Raw genomic sequence first — 23,841 nt, 5'->3', positions numbered from 1 at the left:
AAGCTTACCCCCTTAGGTAGATTAACTATTGTTCTAGCATTCGTGTTGACCTGAAACTAAGCAGTTACATTTAATTACTGCAGGCGCCTTACTCTCCTTACCAGCAAGCTCATCCTCAATTGTCGAGATATCTGATTTAGATAATGGCATATCTTTCAAAAGTTCAATTAGAACTTGTCCTTTATGCATATCACACATGTGATCCATCATTTCTTTTGAAACCTGAATCATCATCTGCACTTGAGTAACAGTTGCGGAGTATGCATACCGATGTCCATCTTTTCTAGTCTTTAGCAAACCTTTTTTAACTAGTCTCCCAATCAATGTCTTGATTGTTGATTCTGACCAGTTCTTTTTAGCTTGTAATTGCTTAATGATATCACCAGTATGAATTTCACCAAGTGTCCACACTATCCTCATGACTTCCCACTCGGCTTCAGAAATATTATGTTCTTTATTTTTTTCTACCATAATAATCAACCTAACTTTATTCTACTACAAAACATATTTTTTTAATGCTTTGGCAATTCCGTCATGGTCATTATCATCAGTTACATAGTCCGCACTATCTTTAATCAGCTCGATTGCGTTTCCCATTGCAACTTTTTTAAAGTTTGGATTGGAAAACATCGAAATGTCATTCCCTTGATCGCCAAAGACCATTACTTGACTCTGATCAATCTTCAAGCGATCAGCAAGTACCATAAGAGCGTTACCCTTAGAAGCATCTTTAATGTTGATTTCAACATTAGTCGAAAAGCTTCGAACAATATCATACTTGGCAAAAGCCCACTCGGGAATATTGTTCCATAATTTTTCAACCTCGTTAACATCTTCAGTCATGCTAAAGCCAACTTTGTTAAAAGCAAAATCTTGTGGAATTTCCTCTGCCTTACGTACTTTAATCATGTTATTAGTCATTGCGGCATTCACTGCAAGATTAGCCCCTAAATCGCGATCACAGGTCCAAAAACATTCTGGCGTTTCAAAATGTAAATTAACATGAGCAAGTCTTTGAAGTTTGCGCATATTGGAAAAATCCTGATAGTTCATTTCTTGATTCATCAAAACATCGCCTGCCAAGTTTTGAATGACCGCGCCATTAAACACAATATTATATTGCTTCTTTCCAGCAAGGCCCAATTGCTTGTTAAAAGGCATTACCCCAGATAAAGGTCGACCTGTTGCAAGAACCACTTGAATTCCTTCGCTAATCGCGTTTTTTAAAGTCTTTTCTGTTTCTGGCAAAATCGAGTTAGTACTACTAAGCAAAGTACCGTCTAAATCAACAGCAATTAATTTTATTGACACAGTATTTTCCTCCCACTGCTTTTTGCATCGTCCCCTTTATTATACAAAAAGTCGTAATTACTTACGACTTTTTTCGGTATCTAGTTGTTTTGCTAGTTCTAAAAAAATATTTATTCAACAGTAACACTTTTAGCAAGGTTACGTGGTTTATCTACATCTAATCCCTTAGCTTTAGAGGCATAATAGGCAAATAATTGAGCGGCAACAACACTAACAAGTGGAGTTAGATAATAATCAATATCTGGCAAAATGATATCGTCGTCAGGTTTTGCCAGTTTCTTACTTGCAATGGTAATCACACTAGCACCTCTTGAGACAACCTCCTCGATGTTCCCGCGCATTAGGTCTGCTGTAACCGGATCATTAATTAGGCCAATTACCGGTGTATTCTTTTCAATTAACGAAATTGTGCCATGCTTTAATTCGGCTGCCGCAAATCCTTCTGTTTGGATATAAGATACTTCTTTCAGTTTGAGTGCAGCTTCAAGAGCAAGTGGATAATCAATTCCGCGTCCAATATAAAAAGCATTGCGTGACGGTACTAGATATTCTTTAGCTAATTGCTCAATTTTTTCTTTACTGGTGATTACTTGTTCTACTCCCTCAGCAGCTAAAGCTAAATTTTCCTTTAGAGCAAAATTTTTCGCTGCGTCATTGCCAGTTCTTTCTCCCATTGCTTTTGCTAGTATTGCCTCAACTACCACCTGAGCCGTATAAGCCTTGGTTGAAGCAACAGCAATTTCAGGTCCCGCTTCAAGTGACATTGAATAGCTTGCTTCACGAGCAAGTGTTGAACCTGGAACATTTGTTAATGTAAGGGTTGGTATATTACGCTTAATTGCTTCTTGTAAAACGACACGTGAATCTGCCGTTTCCCCAGATTGCGATAAAAAGATAAATAATGGTTTTTTCGACATCATTGGGAAATGATAACCAGCCTCTGATGCAAGTCCAACTTCTGTCGGAATATTAGCAAACTTTTCAAACAAAACTTTGCCAACCAAACCAGCATGGTAGCTGGTGCCTGCTGCAAAGATATATAAACGATCTGCTCGTGTCAGTGCATCAACGATTTCTTGATCAACTTTTGGCTTACCGTCTTCATCTAAATAGTATTGAGCCAAATGCCGCAAAACACTTGGTTGCTCGCATATTTCTTTTAACATATAAAATTCATAAGTGCCCTTAGAAGCAGCGTTAGGATCAATATTCACCTCATAAGGCTTTGCCTGAATTTTCTCTCCAGCAAGATTTTCTAGTACGTAGTTATCCTTAGTGATATCTCCAACTTGACCGTCAGCCAAATCAATAAAAGTCTTGGTTTGATCTAATACTGACAATGCATCTGAAGCAATTACATTAAAGTCTTTTCCTAGTCCAAGCATTAGTGGCGACTTATTTTTAGCAATAAAAATGTGATCAGGAATTGTATTGTCAACTAAAAGTATTGCGTATGAGCCTTTTACTTCTGCCAGTACCATCTTTAAAGCAGTAAAGGTATCGACCTTTTTGTCATTAACTACCTTACTAATTAATTGAACGATAACTTCGGTATCTGTATCTGATTGAAAATCAACGTCACTTAAATATTTTTCCTTTAGTTCTTGATAATTTTCAATTACCCCATTGTGAACCATGTAAAAACGATTTGTCTCATCAAATTGTGGATGTGCATTAGCTACAGTTGGCTTGCCATGTGTTGCCCAGCGCGTGTGCCCAATTCCAACAAGTCCATCCTCATCCTGCGTCATCTTAGCACGTAAGTTCTTAATACGCCCGGTAGTTTTGGTTAAGTATTCTCGCCCATTTAAGTCATTTAAATAAATGCCTGCTGAATCATATCCCCGGTATTCCAAGTTTGCTAAACCATCTAATACGACTTCTTTAGCCGATTTACCGATAATTCCAACAATTCCACACATATCGTTCTCCTTTGGTATAGTCCTAATTTTATTTTTTGGACTAGTAAAAATTTCTTTATTACGTATGGAATGATAATATTTATTTAAAAATTGGTCAAGCAATTAGTGCGGCAATTGGTATATACTAAGTCTGATAAGTGCTATTGTATACACAAAAAAGGCAGGAAAAAAAATTTCCTGCCTCTTACTTTTGATTGGACTTGTTAAATTTAGACGCCCATTTCTTTTTCAACTACATCAGTGATGCGTTTTACATAGGCATCAGTTTCTTCTTGTGTTGGTCCTTCTGCCATCACCCGTAAAAGCTCTTGCGTACCTGAAGGTCTAACCACGACACGACCATCACCATTCATATCATCTTCAACTTCCTTGATAACATCAAGAATTGGTTGATGCTCTTTCCAGCTCTTCTTATCTTTTACAGGAACATTAACAAGACATTGAGGGTAATCCTTGAAATCTTCAAGTAGTTCACTTAGTGATTTACCAGTCTTCTTCATTACTAGCATTAAATGCAAACCTGTTAGCATCCCATCACCAGTATTATGGTAGTCGCTCATAATTACGTGACCAGACTGTTCCCCGCCTAAGTTATAACCGTTTGCTCTCATTTCTTCGGAAACATAACGGTCACCTACTTGAGTACGAATGTTTTTAATGCCCTTTCTCTCAAGTGCCTTAGTAAAACCTAAGTTACTCATCACGGTAGTTACAATCGTGTCCTTCTTTAGACGGCCACCATCTTCCATGTAGCTGCCCAAAACGTACATAATGTGGTCTCCATCAACTTCATTACCATTTTCATCAACAGCAATACAGCGATCAGCATCCCCATCAAAAGCAAGTCCTAATTGGGCACCTTGTTTAACTACTTCTTCTTGTAACTTCTTTGTGTGGGTTGCACCAACGTGATCATTGATGTTTAAGCCATTTGGATGAGTTGCAATCGTAGTAAAATCAACACCACAATCAGCAAATAGACGAGAAATCAAGTTGCTAGCAGCACCATTAGCACCATCAATAACAACTTTAATTCCATCTAAATCAACTGGAATGGTATTTTCAATGAATTGGAGGTATTTTGCACTACCTTCGTGAAAATCAGTTACTGAGCCTAAACCCTCAGCTGAAGGACGAGGTAAGGTATCTTCTTTAGCATCAATTAGCTTTTCGATTTCTTCTTCCATTTCATCAGATAGTTTCAAGCCATCGCTACCAAAGAATTTTATTCCGTTATCTTGAACTGGATTATGAGAAGCGGAAATTTGTACGCCGGCATCTGCACCTTGCGCTCTTACTAAGTATGACAAACCTGGAGTCGTAATTACACCAACTTCTAAAACTTCAATTCCAACTGATAGCAAACCAGAAATCAGCGAATATTCTAACATTTGACCAGAGATTCTGGTATCACGAGAAACTAAAACTTTAGCTTGCTCATCTTTAGCCTTGTTCTTGGTTAAAATATAACCTCCGTCACGTCCTAATTTAAATGCCAATTCTGGTGATAAATCTTGATTTGCTACTCCACGAACACCGTCGGTGCCAAAATACTTCAACATCTAAAATACCTTCCTTTTACTTAATTTTTTTCACTTTTTACATTTGAATTTGCTACTTTAATGTCTATTCCAAGTTGGGCGGGATCAGACTTAACTACACCCGCCGGCAAGTCTAGTTTAATCACTTTGCTTGTCGACACTGCAACATCACTAAGGTCGACTGGAACTTTTAGCTTACTTATTTTAGCTAAATCTTCCTTTGCCCCATATATAGTAACATAGTCCGGTTTAGCCGTTAGCGAATATATTTTTCCGCTTTGCTCACTTTTTGGTTCTAGCTTAACCCTAACTCGTTTATGAGCGACTGAAACTGGTATTGTTACCTTAGCTGTAGCAGGTTCAATGACCACATTAAGCTGCCTTTTTTTGTGATCTAAGGCAATAAGGCTAACTTGCCGTTCATAGTCATGCTTCATTTCACTTGGAAGAACGACCTTTGCGACTATTTGGTCAATTTGTTCAACCTCACTCCGTGCTCCAGTAACCTCAACTTGTTGCGGATAAACGCTTGGATGACCAACCGTATAACCATGAGCTACAGCGTTCTCATTATACTCTATTTGAACAGGCATTGTTGTTGATTTTCTTTTCTGAATATCAACATGAACAACTTTTGGATTGATTGAATATGAAAGTTGCCTGCTAATGCCGTTAACGTGAACTTTTACTTCATGACTACCGATTTTCTTCTTAGTCAAATCAATATAGGCCCGAAAGTTTTGCGTATTGACAGTTGATGTCACTAGTGCATTAGAGCCCTCTAATGTAATGCTTACTTTTTCAGGATAGCCGACAACGTAATACTTATCTGTATCAACTGAAACTTGCAAAGGAACACTAATCGTTTGCGTTTTATTAGCAGTTTGTTTCGTCCTACTTGACTGTCCCTGAGTTAAAAAACCACCCTGTGTGTCATTAACATAAATTACCAATAAAATTGCAATCAGTAGTGAAACTAACCGAATGAACCAAGATTTTTTCCAAAAGTTTTTCATCGGTCAGCACCCCACTTCCAAACCTTACGAGCAATTTTTTGATACCATTTTTCTGCTTGGTTTTTCTTAGGAACAAGTTCAGCAGTCAGGTATTTCATGTACTCATCACGAGTCATATCAACTAGAAAACGCCCATTCCGCGTAATTGTCACGCCACCAGTTTCTTCGGAAACAACAATTGTAATCGCATCGGTAACTTCTGAAATTCCGACAGCAGCACGGTGACGTGTCCCTAAACGCTTCGGAATCATACTATTATCCGAAAGAGGCAAATAGGCTGCCGCAACGGCAATCTTATGATCATTATTAATAATGACAGCGCCATCATGTAACGGGGTATTAGGAATAAAAATATTAATCAATAACTCACCAGTTACATCAGCATTCAACTTAATACCAGTTTCAACATAGTCGTCTAGTCCTGTTTCTTGCTGAAGGGTGATTAATGCACCGATCCTTCTTTTCGACATATATTGAATTGCCTTATCAAGTTCATTAATAAACTTGATTGATTCAGTACGTTCACTGTCTTCTCGACCAGCAAAAATTGGCAAACGCCCTAAGTGCTCCAGTCCACGCCTAATCTCGGGCTGAAAAATAATGATAATCCCGACCACCGACCAAGAAACAATTTGATCGATCAACCAGGTCGTGGTATGTAATTGCAAAATTCCAGCAACTATTCGCACCACAAAAATCAGGACAATCCCTTTGGCAAGCTGAACTGCTTTAGTACCTCGGATTAAAATGACTAAATGGTAAACTAAAAACCAAATGATCAAAACGTCTAAGATAGTTGAGAAGTTCGCCCAAGTAAAAATATGTATTCCATTAGACTGCATAGATACTCCTTTCTATTATTGTAACAAGCAAAAATTAATCATTCGGCTTACCAATAATTCTAACTTCAGTCTCTAAATCAAGACCAAATTCCTCTTTAATCTTCTCTTGAATTAAATGGATTAAGTCAAGATAGTCCGTAGCTGTTGCTCCTCCTTTATTAACAATAAAGCCGGCATGTTTAGTAGAATCTTGCGCTCCGCCAATCTGTTTTCCTTGAAGACCCGCTTTAATGATCATCGGACCAACAAAATGACCAGCTGGACGTTTAAACACGCTACCACAAGAAGGATATTCTAATGGTTGTTTATATTGTCGCAATGCATTGAGATAGTTCATCTGCGCTAAAATTTCACTTTTCTGGCCTTTCTTTAATTCAAAGGTCGCAGATAAGACAATATCATCAGTGTCTTGAATACGTGAATGTCGGTATGAAAAAGCCATTTCCTCATTTGTATAAGTTTTAAACTCACCTTTTGCAGACATTACGGTAACCGACGCAACAACCTCACAAGTTTCACCGCCATACGCTCCTGCATTCATAAAAACAGCGCCACCAACACTACCTGGAATACCAGCCGCAAATTCCATTCCACTAAGTCCATGGTTGGCTGCCATAAAAGCAGTGCCAATAATTCGTGCACCTGCTTGAGCAGTAACTGTCTGACCTTCAACGGTAATCTTATCCATTTTGGTTAAAATAATGACGAGTCCATCAATGCCACCATCACGAATAATTAAATTTGATGCATTTCCAATAACAGTTAGCGGTATTTGATCAGCATTAGCTGCTTCAACTAGCTCTTGAAGCTCTGTTTGATTTTGCGGGAAAGCCAAAAATTCTGCTGGACCACCAGTTTTTGTAAACGTATATTTGCTAAGCGGGACTTGTTGCTTAATTTCTATCCCTTCTTTTGCTAAATCAAATAACTTCAAAGTTAAAATTCTCCTTATTAAATCTTTTGTTTATTTTACCGCATTCAGTGAATTGCTTCATCCTATGTTATACTAAAATTAAGTTTTAAAGGAGAGAAAATGAATTTTATTGCAATGGACTTTGAAACCGCCAACCGCCATCCAGAAAGTGCGTGTTCTCTAGCACTAGTAATGGTTCGCGACAATCAAATTGTTGACCGGTTCTATACAGTTATAAACCCCCAAATGCCGTTTGATGCGCGAAACATTCAAATTCATGACATTACTGCAGATGATGTAAAGGATGCGCCAACAATGGCAGAAGTTTGGACTCAAATCAAAGACTTGTATCAGCCTGGCATGCTAGTTTGTGCGCATAATGCACGTTTTGATACAAATGTAATGAAGCAAAGTTTAGCGCGTTACGATATTCAAGAACCGCACTATTTTGTAATCGACACCCTACAAACAAGTAAATTATTTGAACCTAATCTACCTAATCATAAACTGGATACTGTATCCGAAGCATTAAATGTTGAATTGTGGCACCATCACAATGCGCTTAGCGATAGTGAAGCCTGTGCAGGTATTCTTATCGCCCAAAACAAAGAATTTGGTGATGAACCAATTAAAAACCTTGTTTACCAAATCTAATAAATAAGTCAAAAAAGCAGAACTGATTAATTTCAGCTCTGCCTTTTTATTGCAATTTATTCATAACATCTTTTACCCACAGTTCATTGCGCTTTCCCTGCGGTCTAAATTCTAATGTCCTCTTAGTGGAATCCCAGCTATCATCAACTCTTCTAATTACTACCTGCAAATATTGATCTGGTAGATAGCCCTGAATAACTTCTGGCCATTCAATAATAACCAATCCTGGCTCTGACAGATAGCTATTTAAATCGATTGATGATAAATCGCTGTTTTCTAAACGATAAAAATCCATGTGATAAATTGGTAGTTTTGCCTCAGCATACTCACGGACAATCGTAAAAGTTGGACTTTTCACTGGACGTCTTACCCCAAGCGCATAACCAATTCCCTGTGTCAGCGTAGTTTTACCGGCTCCTAAATCACCATTTAGTAAAAGCAAATCGTGTGGCCTAGCCGTGGAGGCAATCGCTGCACCAATTTTCTTCATTTCAGCAGCTGAGTTAATCTCTAATTTAGTCATTATTCTTTGTCCTTAAAAAGTGCTTGAGCTGCTGTTAAAACAGCTAAGTCGTAGACATCCTGGCTACTTGCCCCACGTGATAAATCGTTAATTGGTTTATCAAGTCCTTGCAAAATAGGTCCAATTGCTGCAAAGTTACCCAAACGTTGTGTAATTTTATAAGCAATATTGCCCGATTGTAATTCAGGGAAAATAAAAATGTTTGCACGCCCTGCAAGTTTAGAATCAGGTGCCTTTTTTGCAGCAACTTCCGGAACAAAAGCAGCATCAAATTGTAATTCACCATCTGAAACAATATCAGGGTGCTCTTTAGCAAAAATTTCAGCAGCCTCGACAGTTCTAGTAACCATTTCGCCTTTTGCGGAGCCCTTGGTTGAAAAGCTAAGGAAGGCTACACGTGGCTCAAGGTCAATCATTTTGGCTGTTTCAACAGTTTGATAAGCAATTTCTGCTAACGTTTGACTATCAGGTGCTGGATTGATTGCACAGTCTGCAAAAAGATACTTTTCTTTCCCTCGCTCCATAATAAAGCTACCAGAGACGCGATGCATGCCTTCAGCAGTATGAACAAGTTGTAATGCTGGACGAACAGTTTCTGCCGTCGAATGAACTGCACCGGAAACCATTCCATCAGCAATTCCCATCTTAACCATCATTGTGCCAAAATAATTGGCATCCTTTAATGCTTTACGCACCTCGGATTCAGTAATTTCTTTGCCACGAGCTTGAATGAAGCTGACTATCATTTCATTCAGGTTCTCGTAATTATCAATGTCAATTAATAAAAGATCATCGAGTGAAATTCTTTCTTGCTGTGCAACTTGTTTTACTTGTTCTGGATCACCCAAAATAATTGGGCTAATGACATTATCGTCTTTAAGTTTTCTAACGGCTTTTAATATCCTAGGATCATTTCCTTCAGGGAAAACTATGCGATATTGCTTACTAGAATTTTTTACTTTGCTCTTTAATAATTCAAAAATACTCATTATTTCACCTATGCTAAATCAGATTCTGTGACTTGTTGCGGCAATTGCCAATCAATTGGTGTTTCACCAAATTTTTTTAAGGCCTCATTACAACGCGAAAATGGTCGTGAGCCAAAGAAGCCGCGATCTGCTGAGAATGGACTCGGATGAGCTGATTTAATCACATAATTCTTCTCTTGGTCAATTAATGCGATTTTATTTTGCGCATATTTGCCCCATAAGATAAAAACAACCTGACCACGATCGCTCAGGGCTTTGATTGCAGCATCTGTTACTTGCTCCCAGCCTTTGCCCTGATGTCCATTTGCATGTCCATATGGTACCGTTAAAACTGCATTCAGTAGAAGTACACCCTGATCAGCCCACTTTTTCAAATAACCATGTTGAACCGGAACACAACCCACATCATCATAAAGTTCCTTATAAATGTTCTGTAGGGATGGTGGTAATTTAACCCCAGGCATTACGGCAAAACTCATTCCGGTTGCCTGCCCTGGATTATGGTATGGATCTTGGCCTAGAATAACTACTTTAGTCTTAGCAAATGGGGTTAATTTAAAAGCAGTGAAAATATGGTACATATCTGGAAATATCCGCTTAGTTTGGTATTCTTTTTTCAAAAACTCATGAAGCGCATGGTATTCATTACTTTCAAATACAGGAGCTAATACTTCATCCCAGTCATTGCCAATAAACTTTTTCATTATCAAGACACCCTCTCTTTCACAGCCTATATGGTATCATGAAACTAATTCTGATTGAAAATAACTTAGACAATTTTAACGATTTTTACCATAACAAAGCGCATTTATTAAAAAAATAATAAACGACATGTTCTCTACTTATGTTAAGATGATTATGAAATAATAAAACGCTTCAGTTACGAAGGAGGCTCATCTCTTATCTTGATTAAATTAGTAGCTTGTGACCTTGATGGCACATTATTTAACAGTAATATTACCGTCTCAGACGAAAACGTAGCCGCAATTAAAGCGGCCCAAAAAAGTGGAATTGAGTTCTTGGTGGCAACCGGACGTTCACCTGAACAATCGCGTAAAGTAATTAAAGATTTTGGTATTAACACAGGTTTTATTAACATTAATGGTGCACTTGTATTTGATGCAAATGGTAAGCTGCAGGTTAAAAATCCGTTACCAACAGCCAAAGCGAAACAAGTAGCGGACATTTTGGACCGCCACCACATTTATTATGAGCTTGTAACCTCAGACTTGATTTTTTCAAAAGACATTAGCCAACGAGTAGTTAATTTAGCTCGTGCATTAACTGCGCTTAATCCGCGCCTAAGTTTTAAAAAAGCAGTAGCAACAGCAGCAGGAAGTAATGCAATGTTAAGCATGACTTACGTTGACAGTTTTACTGACCTATTAAACGATCCAGAGCTTGAAGTAATGAAGATAATTTCATTTGACGGACATGGACCTGAAGCTTTTGTTGAGGCAAAAAAGGAAATCATGGCTTTGGGAGACGTGGCAGTGACTTCAAGTTCTCCTGCTAATATCGAGATTAATGATGCTAAGGCACAAAAAGGTCCTGCATTGATGGAATATGCGAAAAAGAAAGGCCTGAAGCGAGAAGAAGTTGCTGCAATTGGCGATAACCTTAATGATGAGAGTATGATTAGGGATGCAGGTACAGGTGTAGCTATGGGCAACGCGGTTCCAGCAATTAAGAAATTAGCCCAAGTACAAACAAAAACTAATGATGAAAATGGAGTAGCTTATATTTTAAAACAGTTTATTAGCGAAAATGCTAAAGAATAGAGGTGCTTAAATGCGCTATTTACTAGAACTAACTCAAAAGCAAGAATACGGTCAGATTCCCGTTGCAAATGAAAAAGGCAAAATCAAATACTTAATTCAAGGTAATCTTGATAATCCTAACCATACACTTTATTTGAAGACATATAAGCAAACTGAAATTGGTCGGCTTTATACTGATGGTAATGGCATAATTTCATCCTATACTATTGACGTTGTCAATCATTCTTTAGTTAAAGTCAAACGCTTTAACAACTCTGTGTCGAATCTTTTTTATATTACTAGACTTAATTACTTAGTTACAGGTAGTATCAAAAACGGAAAATACCGCTTTTTATCTGGGGTTAAAACAGTGGCTACGGTTGAAACGGATATCAAGAAAAATGGGGTCGTTTTAACTTGTAATATTGCTCGCCCAGAAGATGTACCGTTTATTTTACTGTGTGCCACCCTTTTTACACAATGGCATACAACGCCTCTGCGGTTACCGACATTCCCACCTATTGGACGTAAATATAATGTTAAATTCAACTAAACAAAAGGAGCACTACTAATTGTAGTGCTCCTTTTGTTAATCAACCTTTTTCTTATAAGCCAACTTCTCATTTTCAAATGTCAGAAATTGGTCATCAAAAAAGATATATTTCAGCCAAATCAAAAAATGAGTTATTTTAATCTTTTTCTATATCTTGTTACACCAAAATAGTAGATTGCACTAACTAATAATGCCACTCCATAAACGTATTGTGTACTTATTGAGCCAAATTTTTCTATAATCCAACTTCCCCCAAATGTACCTAACGGTATCATTAGCGAAAGTATACTGTCATTGATAGTATCAATTCTACCTAAAATTGCTGATGAAAAGCTTGTTTGAACTAGAGTTTCAAAATCAATGTTCATCATTGTAATCCATAAAGAAGAGATTGCAGAGCTAATCAAGGCGAAAATCACACTAGTTTTTACAGTTAATGGAACCAAGAGTCTAAATATTCCCGCTCCCAAGAAGCATAAAGTAATAAAAGCTTCCATATTCTTTTTTCCTAACTTAAAATGCTGTATAACAAGAGCTCCTAGTATGCTTCCTAGGGAGGATACCATCAGCAATCCTCCATAGCCAATCGCCGAGTCATGTATATAGCTTTCCGCAAAATAAGGCAATCCAACATCATAAATGCCAAAAAAGAAGTTAACCACACATAACGGTAATATTAATTCAATAATATTACTCTCACTTTTCAAAGTAACCCAACCAACTTGTAAATCTTTTAAATAGGAGCCTGTAAAGTATTCTTCACTTTTTAGTACATCTTTTGCGAGCATATTAATTTGTACTCTTGCATAGATAAAGAGCGCTATGGTAAAAATAACCGCTGATATAATAATGGTTATACTGATAGATGTTGTAGCAATAATAAAGGTGGTTATACCGTCTAGTACTAAGTCCAATATCTTGTAGCTTACCTGAAAAAGGCCGTTAAAATGCAAGAGATCCTTCTTCTCAACAAGCACGGGCAACAGCTTATATTCTGTTGGATAAATAATTGATGATAATATTGTTGATATACCAAATAATAGAAGTAAAAATATGTCAATGATTACATTATTTTGCTTAAGGTATAGTACACAGGCGATAATAACACTAATTACAATTTGTATAAGAGTTGAATATTTTAGCAATTTTTTAACGGACAAACGATCAATTAGCGGACCAAATCCAAACGAAATTATGTCAATTCCAGCTTCAATTGAAAAAATTAGCGCTACCATTAATGGTGAATGACCAGTTTCTTTAAAGTACCAAAAAATTGCCATATAGAATAAACTATCAGCAATATTAGTTGCCACCCGTCCAACTAGTAATTTATAAACATTTAAATATTTCTTTTTTATCATCACTTTTCTATCCTTAAATATTATCCATTTTCTGTCTTGACTCTTCAATATTATGTTGCAAGCTTTTGTCCCAGTTGACTTCTCGGGGGAAAAAATCTAACACTTGGATTAGCAATAGTGCTTTTCTTTAATAAACGTCCTACATAGAATCCTGTGATTTGAGTTGAATGTATTCTTCTGAAACTGCAGATATTGGTATAGTTACATTTCCTGCAGCAAATAGCCTAGAAATCTTCTTTTTTGCTAAATCATTTGTTCCAGCTTTTACTTTAAAGTGAGATTTTTAACTGGAAAATCGCCAATTTCATTATTTCGATGAGAAACTAAAATTATCGTTTTACAATCTTTCAAAAACATTTGAAGTAAATCCTGCGACGATTTCAAATCAATGCTTGAAAAACTTTCATCAAGTAAAACAAGCTTGTTAGCAGAATCAATGAGACGAGCTAATGCAACTCGTTGTTTCTGTCCTCCAGAAAGAGAATTGTATTGCCATGAATCATCAATTCCAAACTTTTCTTTTACTGAGGCTAATTTTTCCAAATTAACTTTTCGTCCTAATGAAATATTATAGTTAATTGAGTAAGGGAAAATTGTAACCTTTTGAGGTAAGTATATAATCAACTCGTTTATGACTTTTTGTGGGATTTGATTAATATTAATTCCATTTAAAAGAATTTCACCAGAATTTGGTTTGAGCTGACCAGTTGCTAACTTAAGCAATGTTGATTTTCCCCTGCCAGAATCACCATTTAGTTTATAAAAATTATCCCTAGTAAAGGCATAAGAAAAATGACTTAATATTGTTGTTCTAGAACCAGGATATGAAAACGACACATCTCTAAATTCCAGTGTCTTAAATTGCATTGGAAAGGATGCCAGATCAAACTTTTGTTTGTCTGGAATAACAAGATTTTTTAGCTTAGAAAATTTTGCAAAAATACCTGAAGTTGAAAGCAATTGAGCTAAATAGCGATTAATTATTCCAGCTGAATCAAAGACTTTTGTCGCTAATTCTGCTGTCGACAAAATAGCTCCAGCACTCAAAACACCCTTGAAATGTAAAAATCCAGTAATTCCTAAAATAATTAGCTGACTACCAATATTTACTACACTAGTAATAATGTCGACAATCGATCTCCTAATAGCGTTATGAACATTTGCTTTCTTCAATATACTAGAGCCCGTATCAACGAGCTTTTTTATCTCTGACAGGGCATTAAAAACAAAGAGGGTCTCATAACCGTGTAATCCACTGCTAGTATACTTAAGAAATTTTTCGTTAGCTTTAGATATCTCTTCCACTCCATTACTAAGGTATTTTTTACAAAGCCGAGGTACTAATACAATTAAAACTACTAAAAAAATAGCAGTAATGAACAAAATTGGACTATATAGATATAATGCAATTAAAGCAAAAATTGCATTACCACTGAAGCGAACAATCCTGAAAAAGGTGTTTACACCTTCTCTTTGAATGAGATTAACATCGTTTTGCAAATACGATTCGTAATAGTCCACTGGATTATTCTGAAAATCACTCTCTGGCATTTCAGTTAGCGCTGTTGCAATATCATTTCTAATATCAGTTAAAATGTCTTGAGTTGCACTTTCTTCAATATAGCTTTCAAAAAAGGAAATAATAAAAGAAATAAACCATAGTAAAAAAATCAGCATCAATAATTGACCAAAAAGATTTATATTTTTCGCAATTAAAGCATTAGCTAAATTTGCCATTTTGGTAGCAGCCAAAACTTGCAGGAATGAATTGGTTAACAACAATAAGCAGGCACACCCGACGGAAAATAAATGTTGCTTAAGATATTTGTACATGTTGTGCCTCCTATATACAATTAACTTTTTCATTTAACTCTAATATTATCTGCTTATTCTGTCAATTAGCAAATAATGCTTATTTATATTTGGTTTAAGCTTCAAGAAGATAGCAAAAGACATTACCGGTCTACAGGGGTAATGTCTTTTGCTAATTAATCAACCTTTTTCTCATATGCTAGCTTTTCATTTTCGAATGTCAGAAGTTGGTCATCAAAATGATCAATTTTATAAGTTAGATAGTTAATTGTCTTTTGAATATCATGTATTTGCTTTATTAGTTCGTCACGTTGCATTTCTAATAATTCACGACGCTTTTTTCTGGTTTGTGGTTCATGCAAATATAGTACAACAAATTGCTTCAGCTTTTTAACCGGCATCCCAGCCTTACGCAAAACTAAAATATAAAAAATCTAGTTTTGATCGTATTCACTATAAACGCGATAACCATTTGATCACGCTTTATCGCAGGGATTAATCCTTCTTTTTCCCAATATCTTAATGTGTCTTTTGGTAAACCAAATTTTTTGCTCACTTCATTGATATTCAAACTTTTATTTCCTTAATCAACATTCCGTACTAGATCATGGATATTTTGAACAGCTGCTGGATCCCGATGATCAAAAAACTGACTTTTATTTTCATCTAGTGTTTTAATTTGTGCCATTTCTGCTTGAGTCAATTCAAAATCAAAGACTTGGCTGTTTTCAACTATTCTATCATGATGAACTGATTTTGGAATCACAACAATTTTTCTTTGAAGTAGCCAGCGTAGAATAACTTGCCCTACGGTCTTATGATACTTCTGTCCAATTTCAGCAATCAGTGAATTAGTAAATATTTGCTGCTTTCCTTCAGCAAATGGAGCCCATGCTTCCGGTTGAATATTGTGCTTCTGCAAAAAAGGAACATCATCTTTTTGTTGCATCCATGGATTAACTTCAATTTGATCAACAGCGGGACAAATCTTATTGTATAGCTCTAGATCCAAAACACGGTCTGCTGTAAAGTTCGAAACACCAATTGCTCTAATTGTACCTGCTTGATATGCTTCTTCCATTGCTCGCCAAGAGCCGTAAACATCACCATACGGTTGATGAATTAGATATAAATCTAAATAGTCTAACTGAAGTTTCTTTAAAGAAGTTAAAATTGCTCTCTTTGTTGCTTCATAACCGGTGTCAGATACCCATAGTTTTGTTGTAACAAATATATCAGCACGATCAACTTCACTATTTTTTATTGCTTGTCCTATCGCCTCTTCGTTGCCATATGAAGAGGCTGTATCAATTAAGCGATACCCTGATCTAATTGCATCTTCTACTACCTGTTCAGCTAAGGTTAAATCGGTAATTTGAAAAGCACCGAACCCTAAAAGGGGCATCTCTACTCCATTATTTAATGTTATTTTCTCCATTTTTAACTCTCCCAAAAATTCTTTTGTTAGAGTTAGTATAAACGTTAGAGTTAACTCCATAGCAAGGTTGAATCTACTATTTATTGCCAATTTTAGCTATTATTATCAAGTTCTTTAATAATTAAGTCAGCCAATAACTCATACCCTGCAGCACCAAAATGTAAACCATCATCTAATTGGCCTTGACAAAGAGTTGTTAAGCTTCCTTGCTTAGCCATTTTTTCAAAAAGGTTAATAAAATGTATTTTATAATTATTTGCTACTTGTTCCAATTCTGCTGTATAAGCAGCAACATCATTATTAGTTCGCTTTTCCTGTTTATGCTCATCAACTGCAGGCGGAGAAATCATTATGAAATTATTTGGATAATATAAGCAAACCATGCTGGAAATAATTAATGCCATGTTTTGCTTAAACTGCTCCAATGGAACCTTTTTATGCAGTGCCAAATCGTTTGTTCCAAGTAATAGAATCAACTTATCACAGTGGTCTATCTTAAGGACAAGGTCAGAAATCAAAGCAAAAAATGCACCTGAGTTAATTCCTGGTACTGCGGTATTAATCGTCTCTATATTAGAATTTTTCTTCTTTAAGGTGTAGTCAAGTCGTGGCCCTTTCAAGCCTTCTTTTCTAGCAATGATGCTATCACCTGTTAAAAGCAATTTCATTTGAAGCTTCTCCAATTAAAACTAATAAAAAACTGTAGTTACAGTTAAATTGTAACTACAGTCTATTTTAATTTCTAGGATTTACTTTACTATACTTCATATCCTTGAATTCATGAGCAGCATATTTTTTAGCCAATTCTTCAGTTCTGAAGTATTGGTTAGTAACTTCACCCACTTGAGGATGTGATTGGAATAAAACAGATTCTTTCTTTCCATCAATCACTTCAGTTTTTACAGTAAAAGCATAACCCATCTTAGTTGACTTTTCATCGACTGGACTCACAATTGTCCACTTGTCGCCATTCATTGTCTTAGTTGTTACTCTTGCATACTTAGCAAATAAATCAGCGTTCTTTGACTTCCAAGTTTTGGACATTTGCCAAGGGTACTTTTTAGTTCCCTTAACTGTTCCAATTTCAACAGCCTTAACATGGTCATTTGCCCATGGCGTATCGAATGAATTCTTTTGAATATTCATTGGATTAGGTGTCAAATTGTTGGTGCTGTACCACTTACCACGCAAAGTTTTGGGGAAAGTATATAGTTTGTTAAAACCATATTTATTTTTCTTAACAGTGGCAGCTTGAACTTGGGCTGGTTGATTTACTAGTGCTGGTGTAGCAGTAGTTAAAGCAACTGTTGCGGCTGCAAGCATTGTTAAAATCTTCTTACTTTTCATTTTTTTCGGCCTCCTGAGAACCTGAGATAATTTAATATTATATCAGTTATTTTCAACAATAAAAGTGTCTTTTGTGATTTAAATATATAATTATATATATTATTCCTGTTAACTAAAACAATTCCAAGTAAAAAGCCTCTGCAAATAGCAGAGGCTTTTCATTTTAAACATAAGAAAAACTAACACAAAAATAATTTACCATTGAGCAAATGTTTTTAACTCTTTTGGCTTTGTCCCACCATACATTCTAGCTAACTTAGCCGAACGCCAATAAACGTTAGTTATTCTATAAGAAGATGTAGTTCTTTCAATTAAAACGCGGTGTCCTTTGTAATGATATAAACCTAAACTCCTACCTGATGCAACAGGACTAAACCAAGGTAACATCGAGATATATTTTATGTTTTTGTCCTTTTTAAAAGTTACAGGGTAAAAAGCCCTTACCCAATTTCTGGTTTGCTTAGTATTCTTAATTCCCTTAGCATTAGTATCTTGCCTATGTAATTCATCAGAACCGATTTTATGCGCTTTTACTCTCAATTTATCAATTGTGTTTGATTTATAATTCATATCAAAAGCTTTGCCATACCAGGTACCACGCATCTTCTTCGGTGTAGTCAGTTTTCCTAAATTACCTTTTACATGAGCTGCTTGAACAACCGTGTTTGTATTGAAGAAGTTACTATCATTACTTTTTCCTACAAATAATCCAAGAGCCAAAGATGTAGTTATAGCAATAAGTATCTTTATTTTGCTTTTCTTTATTTGTTTATTCAATATTCTTTCCCTTCTTATTTAATAAAAGCTGACTTTTTGATAAACCTTCCACTTTTTTCCGTATAGTACTTTTTATCTAAATAGCCTGTGACTGGTAGTCCATATGTCATTACTCTCGTATGTTTTTTTAACTTTTTTAATTTCCCACCATCCGGAAAAATAACATACGCATCTTTCTTTAATTTGCGGCTCTTACCTTTTAGGTTAGTAGCCAGAATAAACTTACCATCTGAAATTTCATCAAAACTACGGCCGTTTGAAATTATAGAAGAAAGTAAACTTACTTTTGTTCCTTTTTCTACCCTTCCTTTTGTACGCACATATGCAGATAGTTTTTCATCTGGCGCGTAGATCGTGGACTTTTTTGCAACAACAGCTGTATTACTATTTTCTGATGCAAAAACTGTAGTTGTCGAACCAAGACTTATAAAAATAAAAGTAAGGTGCTTAAAAACAAACTTAAATTAAACTTATTTAGTTTCATTATTTTCTCCTAACGATCATTAATTTAATGACTACTTTATTTAATATATTAAATTTTAATACACGATTTTATAAAAAACAACTTGTACTTTGCTCACTTTATAGTAATAACCATGGTACTAAATTTTTGATAAGCAAAAAAAACCTCTGCTATTTGCAGAGGCTTTTCATTTATACAGTTAAAATTAGTCTTGGTAATTTACCAAAGCTAAATATGAATCAGGTTTAAGTGATGCACCACCAACTAAACCTCCATCAATATTTGGCTTACCCATCAATTCTTTAACATTAGCTGGGTTAACTGAACCACCATATTGGATACGAACATTTTCAGCAGTTTCATCATCGTACAAGTCCTTGACAGTCTCACGGATTGTCTTGCACATTTCTTCTGCTTGTTCTGAACTAGCAGTCTTACCAGTTCCGATTGCCCAAATTGGTTCATAAGCAATAACAAGGTTTGAAACTTGTTCAGCAGTTAAACCATCCAAATCAGCTTTAATTTGGCCAACTACCCATTCTTCTTGCTTGTTAGCTTCACGAGTTTCAAGTGATTCACCACAGCAAACGATTGGAGTTACGTTATTAGCAAATAAAACTTTAGCTTTCTTGTTAATATCTTCATCAGTTTCGTGGAAGTATTCACGACGCTCTGAGTGACCAATAATGCAGTAATCGATTCCCATTTCGTTAAGAACTTTAGGAGAAGTTTCACCAGTAAAAGCACCTTCAGTTTCGAAGTAGGCATTTTCTGCACCTACATGTAATTCTGAACCTTCAGCAGCCTTTTTCAATGCATCAAGGTCAACGGCTGGAGCACAAATTACTGATTCTACTTTACTTGATTCTGGTAACTCATTTTTAATAGAAGCTACGAACTCAGCAGTTTGTTCTGGGTTCATGTTTAGTTTCCAGTTACCAGCAATAATTGGTGTACGCATTTAATTATTGTCCTTTCTGATAGCTTATTTGTCTGAAATGCAGGCAATTCCTGGCAATTCTTTACCTTCAAGGTATTCCAATGAAGCTCCACCACCAGTTGAGATGTGAGTAATCTTAGGAGCAATACCTAATTGCTTAGCAGCTGCTGTTGAGTCACCACCACCGATAATAGTAGTAGCGTCAGTCAAATCAGCTAATGCTTTACCAACTTCTAAAGTACCTTCAGCGAAGTTAGGCATTTCAAATGCACCCATTGGTCCATTCCAAACAACAGTCTTAGCATCTTTCAAGATATCCTTGAACTTTTCAACAGTCTTAGGACCAATGTCAAGACCCATCATGTTTTCAGGAATGTCGTCACCAACAACTTTACGAGCAGCATCATTTGAGAATTCAGTTGCAGCCAAGTTATCTACTGGTAAAACAATCTTACCATCTGCTTTTTCAAGCAATTCTTTAGCCAAGTCAACCTTATCTGGTTCAAATAATGACTTACCAATTTCATGACCTTGTGCTGCTAAGAAAGTATAAGCCATACCACCACCGATCAAGATGTGGTCAGACTTAGGAATCAAGTTAGTGATAACGTCAATCTTATCAGAAACCTTTGCACCACCTAAGATAGTAACAAATGGGTGAACTGGATTTGCAACAGCATCACCTAAGAACTTGATTTCCTTTTCCATTAGGAAACCAGCTGCAGCCGGCTTACCAGCCTTCTTCATTGCTTCAGCAATTCCAACATTTGAAGCATGGCTTCTGTGTGCAGTACCAAAGGCATCGTTAACGTAAACGTCACCTAATGATGCCCAGTATTCACCAAGCTTAGGATCGTTTTTGCTTTCACGCTTACCAAAGTCATTGTCGATATCTTGGAAACGAGTGTTTTCAAGAACAACTACATCGCCATCTTGCATGTTGTTAATAGCATCTTCAACTTCTTTACCTTCGTTTTCAGGAACAAAGGTAACAGGTTTCTTCAATAATTCACTCAAACGATCAGCGATTGGTTTAAGTGATAAGTCCTTTTTGTCTGCATCTGACTTAATACGACCTAAGTGACTTAGTAAGATTGCCTTACCACCATTGTCGATAATGTAGTTAATAGTTGGAAGTGCGGCAACGATTCTGTTGTCGTCACCAATCACGCCATCTTTAATAGGAACATTAAAGTCAACACGAACTAATACCTTTTTATCTTTAACATCAACGTCTGAAACGATTAATTTAGCCATCTATATCCTCCGATAACTTAATTATTTTTCTTGAAAAAAAGGCGGAAGGAAGAATTTCCCTCCGCCTTCTCTTTACTACTTATTCAGTAATCTAATTTACAGATTAAAGAGTAGCAAATTTCAACAAAGTACGAACCATTTGGCAAGTGAATGAGTATTCATTGTCGTACCAAGCAACAGTCTTAACTAATTGGTTGTCACCGGCAGTGGTTACCATAGTTTGAGTTGGGTCAAAGATTGAACCAGCAGTCATACCTACAACATCACTTGAAACGATTTCATCATCGTTGTATGCAAATGATGGGCTTTCGTATTTCTTCAATGCTGAGTTAACTTCGTCAGCAGTTACCTTCTTGTCAAGGATTGAAACTAATTCAGTCAATGAACCATCAGTAACTGGTACACGTTGTGCGTGACCGTTAACTTTACCGTTCAATTCTGGAACAACAAGACCAATAGCCTTAGCAGCACCAGTTGAATGAGGAATAATGTTAACTGCAGCAGCACGAGCAGCGCGCTTGTTACCACCACGAACAGGTCCATCCAAAAGCATTTGAGTTGAAGTGTAAGCGTGGATAGTAGTCATAGTAGCTACCTTAACACCAAATTCTTTTTGCAAAGCGTCAACCATTGGTGCCAATGAGTTAGTAGTACATGAACCAGCAGATACGATTGTGTCGCTTGCGTCTAAAGTATCATCGTTTACTGAGTAAACAATAGTCTTCAAGTCGTTACCAGCAGGTGCTGAAATTAAGACTCTCTTTGCACCAGCGTCAAGGTGAGCTTGTGACTTAGCCTTGCTAGTGTAGAAACCAGTACATTCAAGAACAAAGTCAACACCATCGTTCTTAACCCATGGAATGTTTTGAGCTTGTGGTTCTGCGTATACACGGTATTTCTTACCATCTACAACGATTGAATCATCAGTAGCTGAAACTTCGTGGTTGAAAGTACCATGAGTTGAGTCATACTTCAATAAGTGTGCTAAAAGTGCCGGAGTAGTCAAGTCGTTAATAGCAACAACTTCGATATCCTTTGACTTTTCGCCCAAATCCATGATTCGACGGAATGCTAAACGACCAATACGGCCAAAGCCGTTAATACCAATTTTAACTGTCATATTCTAAAGTCCTCCTTAAGAACTATAAACATCTTTTTATTTTAAATGAGAATTATTTCTCCTTTAAAATCTTCTTTGAGGCTCCCTCATCAGTAATTAACCAGGTTTGATGAGGAGCATTAGGCATATAAGCTTTGATTGCTTTGGCTTTTCTGCCACCACAAGCAAAGGCAAATATGTGAGGTATTTTGTTCAGATTTTCGAACTGCAAGCCAACCTGATGCACGCGGTCGACAATCTTACCATCGCTATCGAAAAAACACCCAAAACATTCGGTAACGACCTTTTTTTCACGCAACTCAGACAAACGAACCGAATCGTATCCTCTGCGCCGCGCCATATCTTGAGCTAGCCCTATTCCATGAATGACAACATCAGTTTTTGAAATATCTTCAAGCACATCAGCAACAGTTGATTCACGAATCAGTGACTTATAGGCTTCTGTAGAAACCTGCTCAGGTAAATATAAAGTTCTATATTTACCACCTGTTTTCAGTGCCATTTCCTGAACAATTGTATTGCTTTGAATCGCAACATTTTCACCCAGGGCACCTCTACCAGGTACAAATTCTAATTGCCGATTCTTACCTAAATTTCTAGACAAATTTTTTGCTGACTTCGCAAGTGCAGCTCCACCTAAAACAGTGATAATTGAGTGTCCTAGAGGCAAAAGCAAGTCAAGAGCTGAATTGAGTTCTTCACCCATTCGCTCATAAACAAGTTCTTGCAAGTCACTATCACCAGGAACAATAATCGTCCGTTCAATTCCAAGCTTACGAGCTAAATCAACCTCAGTCTCACGTGCATTGAATAGTCGATCAATCACCGGCGCTGCATCCTGCAACATCTTCTGACCTTTTTCTGTCATAAACATTCCAAAGCTTTTAATCTCGATTAAGCCGAGATCACGAAGATACTCCGTTTCAGTTCGAACGTTCCTTTCAGAAAGTCCTAAAGACTGAGCAACACTTCTACGCCCAATTGGGGCTTTAAGGGATATCTGCTCTAGAACAAGATATCTTTGTCGAAAAACTTTTAAAATGTCAGGAACGAGAGCTTCTAGCACAGGAATTTCCGAGTACATCGACTTCTCTCCTTCTCCCGGGACATTTTTGACCTAGCTATTGTCATTTTTTGTCCCAGATTGTCTAAAAATATAAGAGAAACGTGAACTTATATCAATTAAATTCTTCATTCCTCAATCGACATCTATAGTATATCAACCACCCAAAAATAATTCAAGCAAAAATGAACCGATTAGAAAGTCTTAATAATTTAACTGCTTTTTCCTTAGTTTTAAGT

General features: G+C 36.5%; 24 protein-coding genes and 1 pseudogene. 3 read left to right on the top strand and 22 right to left on the bottom strand.

Features of this window, described 5'->3' with window-relative positions; translation table 11 throughout:
• Positions 1 to 33 precede the first annotated feature (33 nt).
• From DKL56_RS02850 to murB, 7 genes are all read right to left on the bottom strand, one after another.
• Positions 34 to 471 (bottom strand): CopY/TcrY family copper transport repressor, encoded by a 438-nt coding sequence (locus DKL56_RS02850; protein WP_109715334.1) that lies wholly within the window; start codon positions 469 to 471, stop codon positions 34 to 36.
• Between the two features lie 24 nt (positions 472 to 495).
• Entirely contained in the window at positions 496 to 1,311 is an 816-nt protein-coding gene (locus DKL56_RS02845) for a Cof-type HAD-IIB family hydrolase (RefSeq protein ID WP_109715333.1), read from the bottom strand.
• Positions 1,312 to 1,421: 110 nt separating this feature from the next.
• Positions 1,422 to 3,233, bottom strand: coding sequence for a glutamine--fructose-6-phosphate transaminase (isomerizing) (gene glmS, locus DKL56_RS02840; protein ID WP_109715332.1), 1,812 nt, complete (start codon positions 3,231 to 3,233; stop codon positions 1,422 to 1,424).
• 209 nt (positions 3,234 to 3,442) lie between these two features.
• Entirely contained in the window at positions 3,443 to 4,795 is a 1,353-nt protein-coding gene (glmM, locus tag DKL56_RS02835) for a phosphoglucosamine mutase (RefSeq protein ID WP_109715331.1), read from the bottom strand.
• A gap of 20 nt (positions 4,796 to 4,815) precedes the next feature.
• Positions 4,816 to 5,790: a CdaR family protein gene (locus DKL56_RS02830; protein ID WP_109715330.1), complete on the bottom strand. Its 975-nt coding sequence runs from the start codon at positions 5,788 to 5,790 to the stop codon at positions 4,816 to 4,818.
• The gene (gene cdaA / locus DKL56_RS02825) at positions 5,787 to 6,632 is read right to left on the bottom strand and encodes a diadenylate cyclase CdaA (protein WP_074425541.1); all 846 of its coding nucleotides are present in this window, start codon (positions 6,630 to 6,632) and stop codon (positions 5,787 to 5,789) included. Before cdaA ends, DKL56_RS02830 begins: the two co-directional genes overlap by 4 nt.
• Before the next feature lie 34 nt (positions 6,633 to 6,666).
• Positions 6,667 to 7,566 carry a UDP-N-acetylmuramate dehydrogenase gene (murB, locus tag DKL56_RS02820; protein WP_109715329.1) on the bottom strand — a complete coding sequence of 300 codons (900 nt, stop codon included), beginning with the start codon at positions 7,564 to 7,566 and terminating at the stop codon, positions 6,667 to 6,669.
• Positions 7,567 to 7,665: 99 nt separating this feature from the next.
• Between murB and DKL56_RS02815 the strand changes: the two genes are divergently transcribed.
• Positions 7,666 to 8,199, top strand: a complete 534-nt coding sequence (locus tag DKL56_RS02815; RefSeq protein ID WP_109715328.1) for a 3'-5' exonuclease — start codon at positions 7,666 to 7,668, stop codon at positions 8,197 to 8,199.
• 46 nt (positions 8,200 to 8,245) lie between these two features.
• On the opposite strand, the gene tsaE is transcribed toward DKL56_RS02815, so the two are convergent.
• From tsaE to DKL56_RS02800, 3 genes are read right to left on the bottom strand one after another with little or no spacing between them, the layout of a single operon-like run.
• Positions 8,246 to 8,722, bottom strand: a complete 477-nt coding sequence (tsaE, locus tag DKL56_RS02810; RefSeq protein WP_109715327.1) for a tRNA (adenosine(37)-N6)-threonylcarbamoyltransferase complex ATPase subunit type 1 TsaE — start codon at positions 8,720 to 8,722, stop codon at positions 8,246 to 8,248.
• Complete coding sequence (gene pta / locus DKL56_RS02805) at positions 8,722 to 9,711, bottom strand: phosphate acetyltransferase (protein WP_109715326.1); 990 nt, start codon at positions 9,709 to 9,711, stop codon at positions 8,722 to 8,724. The genes tsaE and pta overlap by 1 nt, the downstream gene beginning before the upstream one ends.
• 8 nt (positions 9,712 to 9,719) lie before the next feature.
• Complete coding sequence (locus tag DKL56_RS02800) at positions 9,720 to 10,415, bottom strand: uracil-DNA glycosylase (protein ID WP_179853673.1); 696 nt, start codon at positions 10,413 to 10,415, stop codon at positions 9,720 to 9,722.
• Between the two features lie 201 nt (positions 10,416 to 10,616).
• On the opposite strand from DKL56_RS02800, the gene DKL56_RS02795 reads away from it, so the two are divergent.
• Both DKL56_RS02795 and DKL56_RS02790 read left to right on the top strand, forming a co-directional pair.
• The gene (locus DKL56_RS02795; protein WP_046306536.1) at positions 10,617 to 11,492 is read left to right on the top strand and encodes a Cof-type HAD-IIB family hydrolase; all 876 of its coding nucleotides are present in this window, start codon (positions 10,617 to 10,619) and stop codon (positions 11,490 to 11,492) included.
• Between the two features lie 10 nt (positions 11,493 to 11,502).
• Positions 11,503 to 12,024 carry an LURP-one-related/scramblase family protein gene (locus DKL56_RS02790; RefSeq protein ID WP_046306534.1) on the top strand — a complete coding sequence of 174 codons (522 nt, stop codon included), beginning with the start codon at positions 11,503 to 11,505 and terminating at the stop codon, positions 12,022 to 12,024.
• A 131-nt stretch (positions 12,025 to 12,155) separates the two neighbouring features.
• Here DKL56_RS02790 and DKL56_RS02785 read toward each other — a convergent pair whose 3' ends face one another.
• From DKL56_RS02785 to DKL56_RS02730, 12 genes and pseudogenes are all read right to left on the bottom strand, one after another.
• Positions 12,156 to 13,385 carry an MFS transporter gene (locus tag DKL56_RS02785; protein ID WP_109716025.1) on the bottom strand — a complete coding sequence of 410 codons (1,230 nt, stop codon included), beginning with the start codon at positions 13,383 to 13,385 and terminating at the stop codon, positions 12,156 to 12,158.
• A gap of 264 nt (positions 13,386 to 13,649) precedes the next feature.
• The gene (locus DKL56_RS02780) at positions 13,650 to 15,218 is read right to left on the bottom strand and encodes an ATP-binding cassette domain-containing protein (protein ID WP_162542496.1); all 1,569 of its coding nucleotides are present in this window, start codon (positions 15,216 to 15,218) and stop codon (positions 13,650 to 13,652) included.
• Between the two features lie 155 nt (positions 15,219 to 15,373).
• Positions 15,374 to 15,768: pseudogene (locus DKL56_RS07950) on the bottom strand (MerR family transcriptional regulator).
• Positions 15,769 to 15,780: 12 nt separating this feature from the next.
• Positions 15,781 to 16,635: an aldo/keto reductase gene (locus tag DKL56_RS02770; protein WP_109715324.1), complete on the bottom strand. Its 855-nt coding sequence runs from the start codon at positions 16,633 to 16,635 to the stop codon at positions 15,781 to 15,783.
• Positions 16,636 to 16,727: 92 nt separating this feature from the next.
• A complete protein-coding gene (locus DKL56_RS02765; protein WP_109715323.1) occupies positions 16,728 to 17,303 on the bottom strand; it encodes a GDSL-type esterase/lipase family protein in 576 nt (191 codons plus the stop codon).
• A 67-nt stretch (positions 17,304 to 17,370) separates the two neighbouring features.
• Positions 17,371 to 17,982: a hypothetical protein gene (locus tag DKL56_RS02760; protein ID WP_109715322.1), complete on the bottom strand. Its 612-nt coding sequence runs from the start codon at positions 17,980 to 17,982 to the stop codon at positions 17,371 to 17,373.
• A gap of 195 nt (positions 17,983 to 18,177) precedes the next feature.
• Positions 18,178 to 18,759, bottom strand: a complete 582-nt coding sequence (locus DKL56_RS02755) for a hypothetical protein (protein ID WP_109715321.1) — start codon at positions 18,757 to 18,759, stop codon at positions 18,178 to 18,180.
• 14 nt (positions 18,760 to 18,773) lie between these two features.
• Complete coding sequence (locus DKL56_RS02750) at positions 18,774 to 19,079, bottom strand: SLAP domain-containing protein (protein WP_162542495.1); 306 nt, start codon at positions 19,077 to 19,079, stop codon at positions 18,774 to 18,776.
• A gap of 348 nt (positions 19,080 to 19,427) precedes the next feature.
• Complete coding sequence (tpiA, locus tag DKL56_RS02745) at positions 19,428 to 20,183, bottom strand: triose-phosphate isomerase (protein ID WP_074425556.1); 756 nt, start codon at positions 20,181 to 20,183, stop codon at positions 19,428 to 19,430.
• 24 nt (positions 20,184 to 20,207) lie between these two features.
• Positions 20,208 to 21,419: a phosphoglycerate kinase gene (locus DKL56_RS02740; protein WP_046306517.1), complete on the bottom strand. Its 1,212-nt coding sequence runs from the start codon at positions 21,417 to 21,419 to the stop codon at positions 20,208 to 20,210.
• Positions 21,420 to 21,522: 103 nt separating this feature from the next.
• Positions 21,523 to 22,539 (bottom strand): type I glyceraldehyde-3-phosphate dehydrogenase, encoded by a 1,017-nt coding sequence (gene gap, locus DKL56_RS02735; protein WP_046306516.1) that lies wholly within the window; start codon positions 22,537 to 22,539, stop codon positions 21,523 to 21,525.
• A 52-nt stretch (positions 22,540 to 22,591) separates the two neighbouring features.
• On the bottom strand, positions 22,592 to 23,623 hold the full coding sequence (locus tag DKL56_RS02730) for a sugar-binding transcriptional regulator (protein WP_046306514.1): 1,032 nt from the start codon (positions 23,621 to 23,623) through the stop codon (positions 22,592 to 22,594).
• Positions 23,624 to 23,841 lie beyond the last annotated feature (218 nt).

The organism is Lactobacillus apis (assembly GCF_003150935.1).
In the GTDB taxonomy this organism is placed as follows: Bacteria; Bacillota; Bacilli; order Lactobacillales; family Lactobacillaceae; genus Lactobacillus; species Lactobacillus apis.
Note: the sequence above shows the minus strand (reverse complement) of the source record. Positions and strands in the feature narration are given on the sequence as shown.

Bases quoted from the DNA above. Each gene is read 5' to 3' on its own strand.
- DKL56_RS02850 (WP_109715334.1), bottom strand. From the start codon at position 471: ATGGTAGAAAAAAATAAAGAACATAATATTTCTGAAGCCGAGTGGGAA.
- glmS (WP_109715332.1), bottom strand. From the start codon at position 3,233: ATGTGTGGAATTGTTGGAATTATCGGTAAATCGGCTAAAGAAGTCGTA.
- glmM (WP_109715331.1), bottom strand. From the start codon at position 4,795: ATGTTGAAGTATTTTGGCACCGACGGTGTTCGTGGAGTAGCAAATCAA.
- DKL56_RS02830 (WP_109715330.1), bottom strand. From the start codon at position 5,790: ATGAAAAACTTTTGGAAAAAATCTTGGTTCATTCGGTTAGTTTCACTA.
- cdaA (WP_074425541.1), bottom strand. From the start codon at position 6,632: ATGCAGTCTAATGGAATACATATTTTTACTTGGGCGAACTTCTCAACT.
- DKL56_RS02815 (WP_109715328.1), top strand. From the start codon at position 7,666: ATGAATTTTATTGCAATGGACTTTGAAACCGCCAACCGCCATCCAGAA.
- tsaE (WP_109715327.1), bottom strand. From the start codon at position 8,722: ATGACTAAATTAGAGATTAACTCAGCTGCTGAAATGAAGAAAATTGGT.
- pta (WP_109715326.1), bottom strand. From the start codon at position 9,711: ATGAGTATTTTTGAATTATTAAAGAGCAAAGTAAAAAATTCTAGTAAG.
- DKL56_RS02800 (WP_179853673.1), bottom strand. From the start codon at position 10,415: ATGAAAAAGTTTATTGGCAATGACTGGGATGAAGTATTAGCTCCTGTA.
- DKL56_RS02790 (WP_046306534.1), top strand. From the start codon at position 11,503: ATGCGCTATTTACTAGAACTAACTCAAAAGCAAGAATACGGTCAGATT.
- DKL56_RS02785 (WP_109716025.1), bottom strand. From the start codon at position 13,385: ATGATAAAAAAGAAATATTTAAATGTTTATAAATTACTAGTTGGACGG.
- DKL56_RS02780 (WP_162542496.1), bottom strand. From the start codon at position 15,218: ATGTACAAATATCTTAAGCAACATTTATTTTCCGTCGGGTGTGCCTGC.
- DKL56_RS02770 (WP_109715324.1), bottom strand. From the start codon at position 16,635: ATGGAGAAAATAACATTAAATAATGGAGTAGAGATGCCCCTTTTAGGG.
- DKL56_RS02765 (WP_109715323.1), bottom strand. From the start codon at position 17,303: ATGAAATTGCTTTTAACAGGTGATAGCATCATTGCTAGAAAAGAAGGC.
- DKL56_RS02760 (WP_109715322.1), bottom strand. From the start codon at position 17,982: ATGAAAAGTAAGAAGATTTTAACAATGCTTGCAGCCGCAACAGTTGCT.
- tpiA (WP_074425556.1), bottom strand. From the start codon at position 20,183: ATGCGTACACCAATTATTGCTGGTAACTGGAAACTAAACATGAACCCA.
- DKL56_RS02740 (WP_046306517.1), bottom strand. From the start codon at position 21,419: ATGGCTAAATTAATCGTTTCAGACGTTGATGTTAAAGATAAAAAGGTA.
- gap (WP_046306516.1), bottom strand. From the start codon at position 22,539: ATGACAGTTAAAATTGGTATTAACGGCTTTGGCCGTATTGGTCGTTTA.
- DKL56_RS02730 (WP_046306514.1), bottom strand. From the start codon at position 23,623: ATGTACTCGGAAATTCCTGTGCTAGAAGCTCTCGTTCCTGACATTTTA.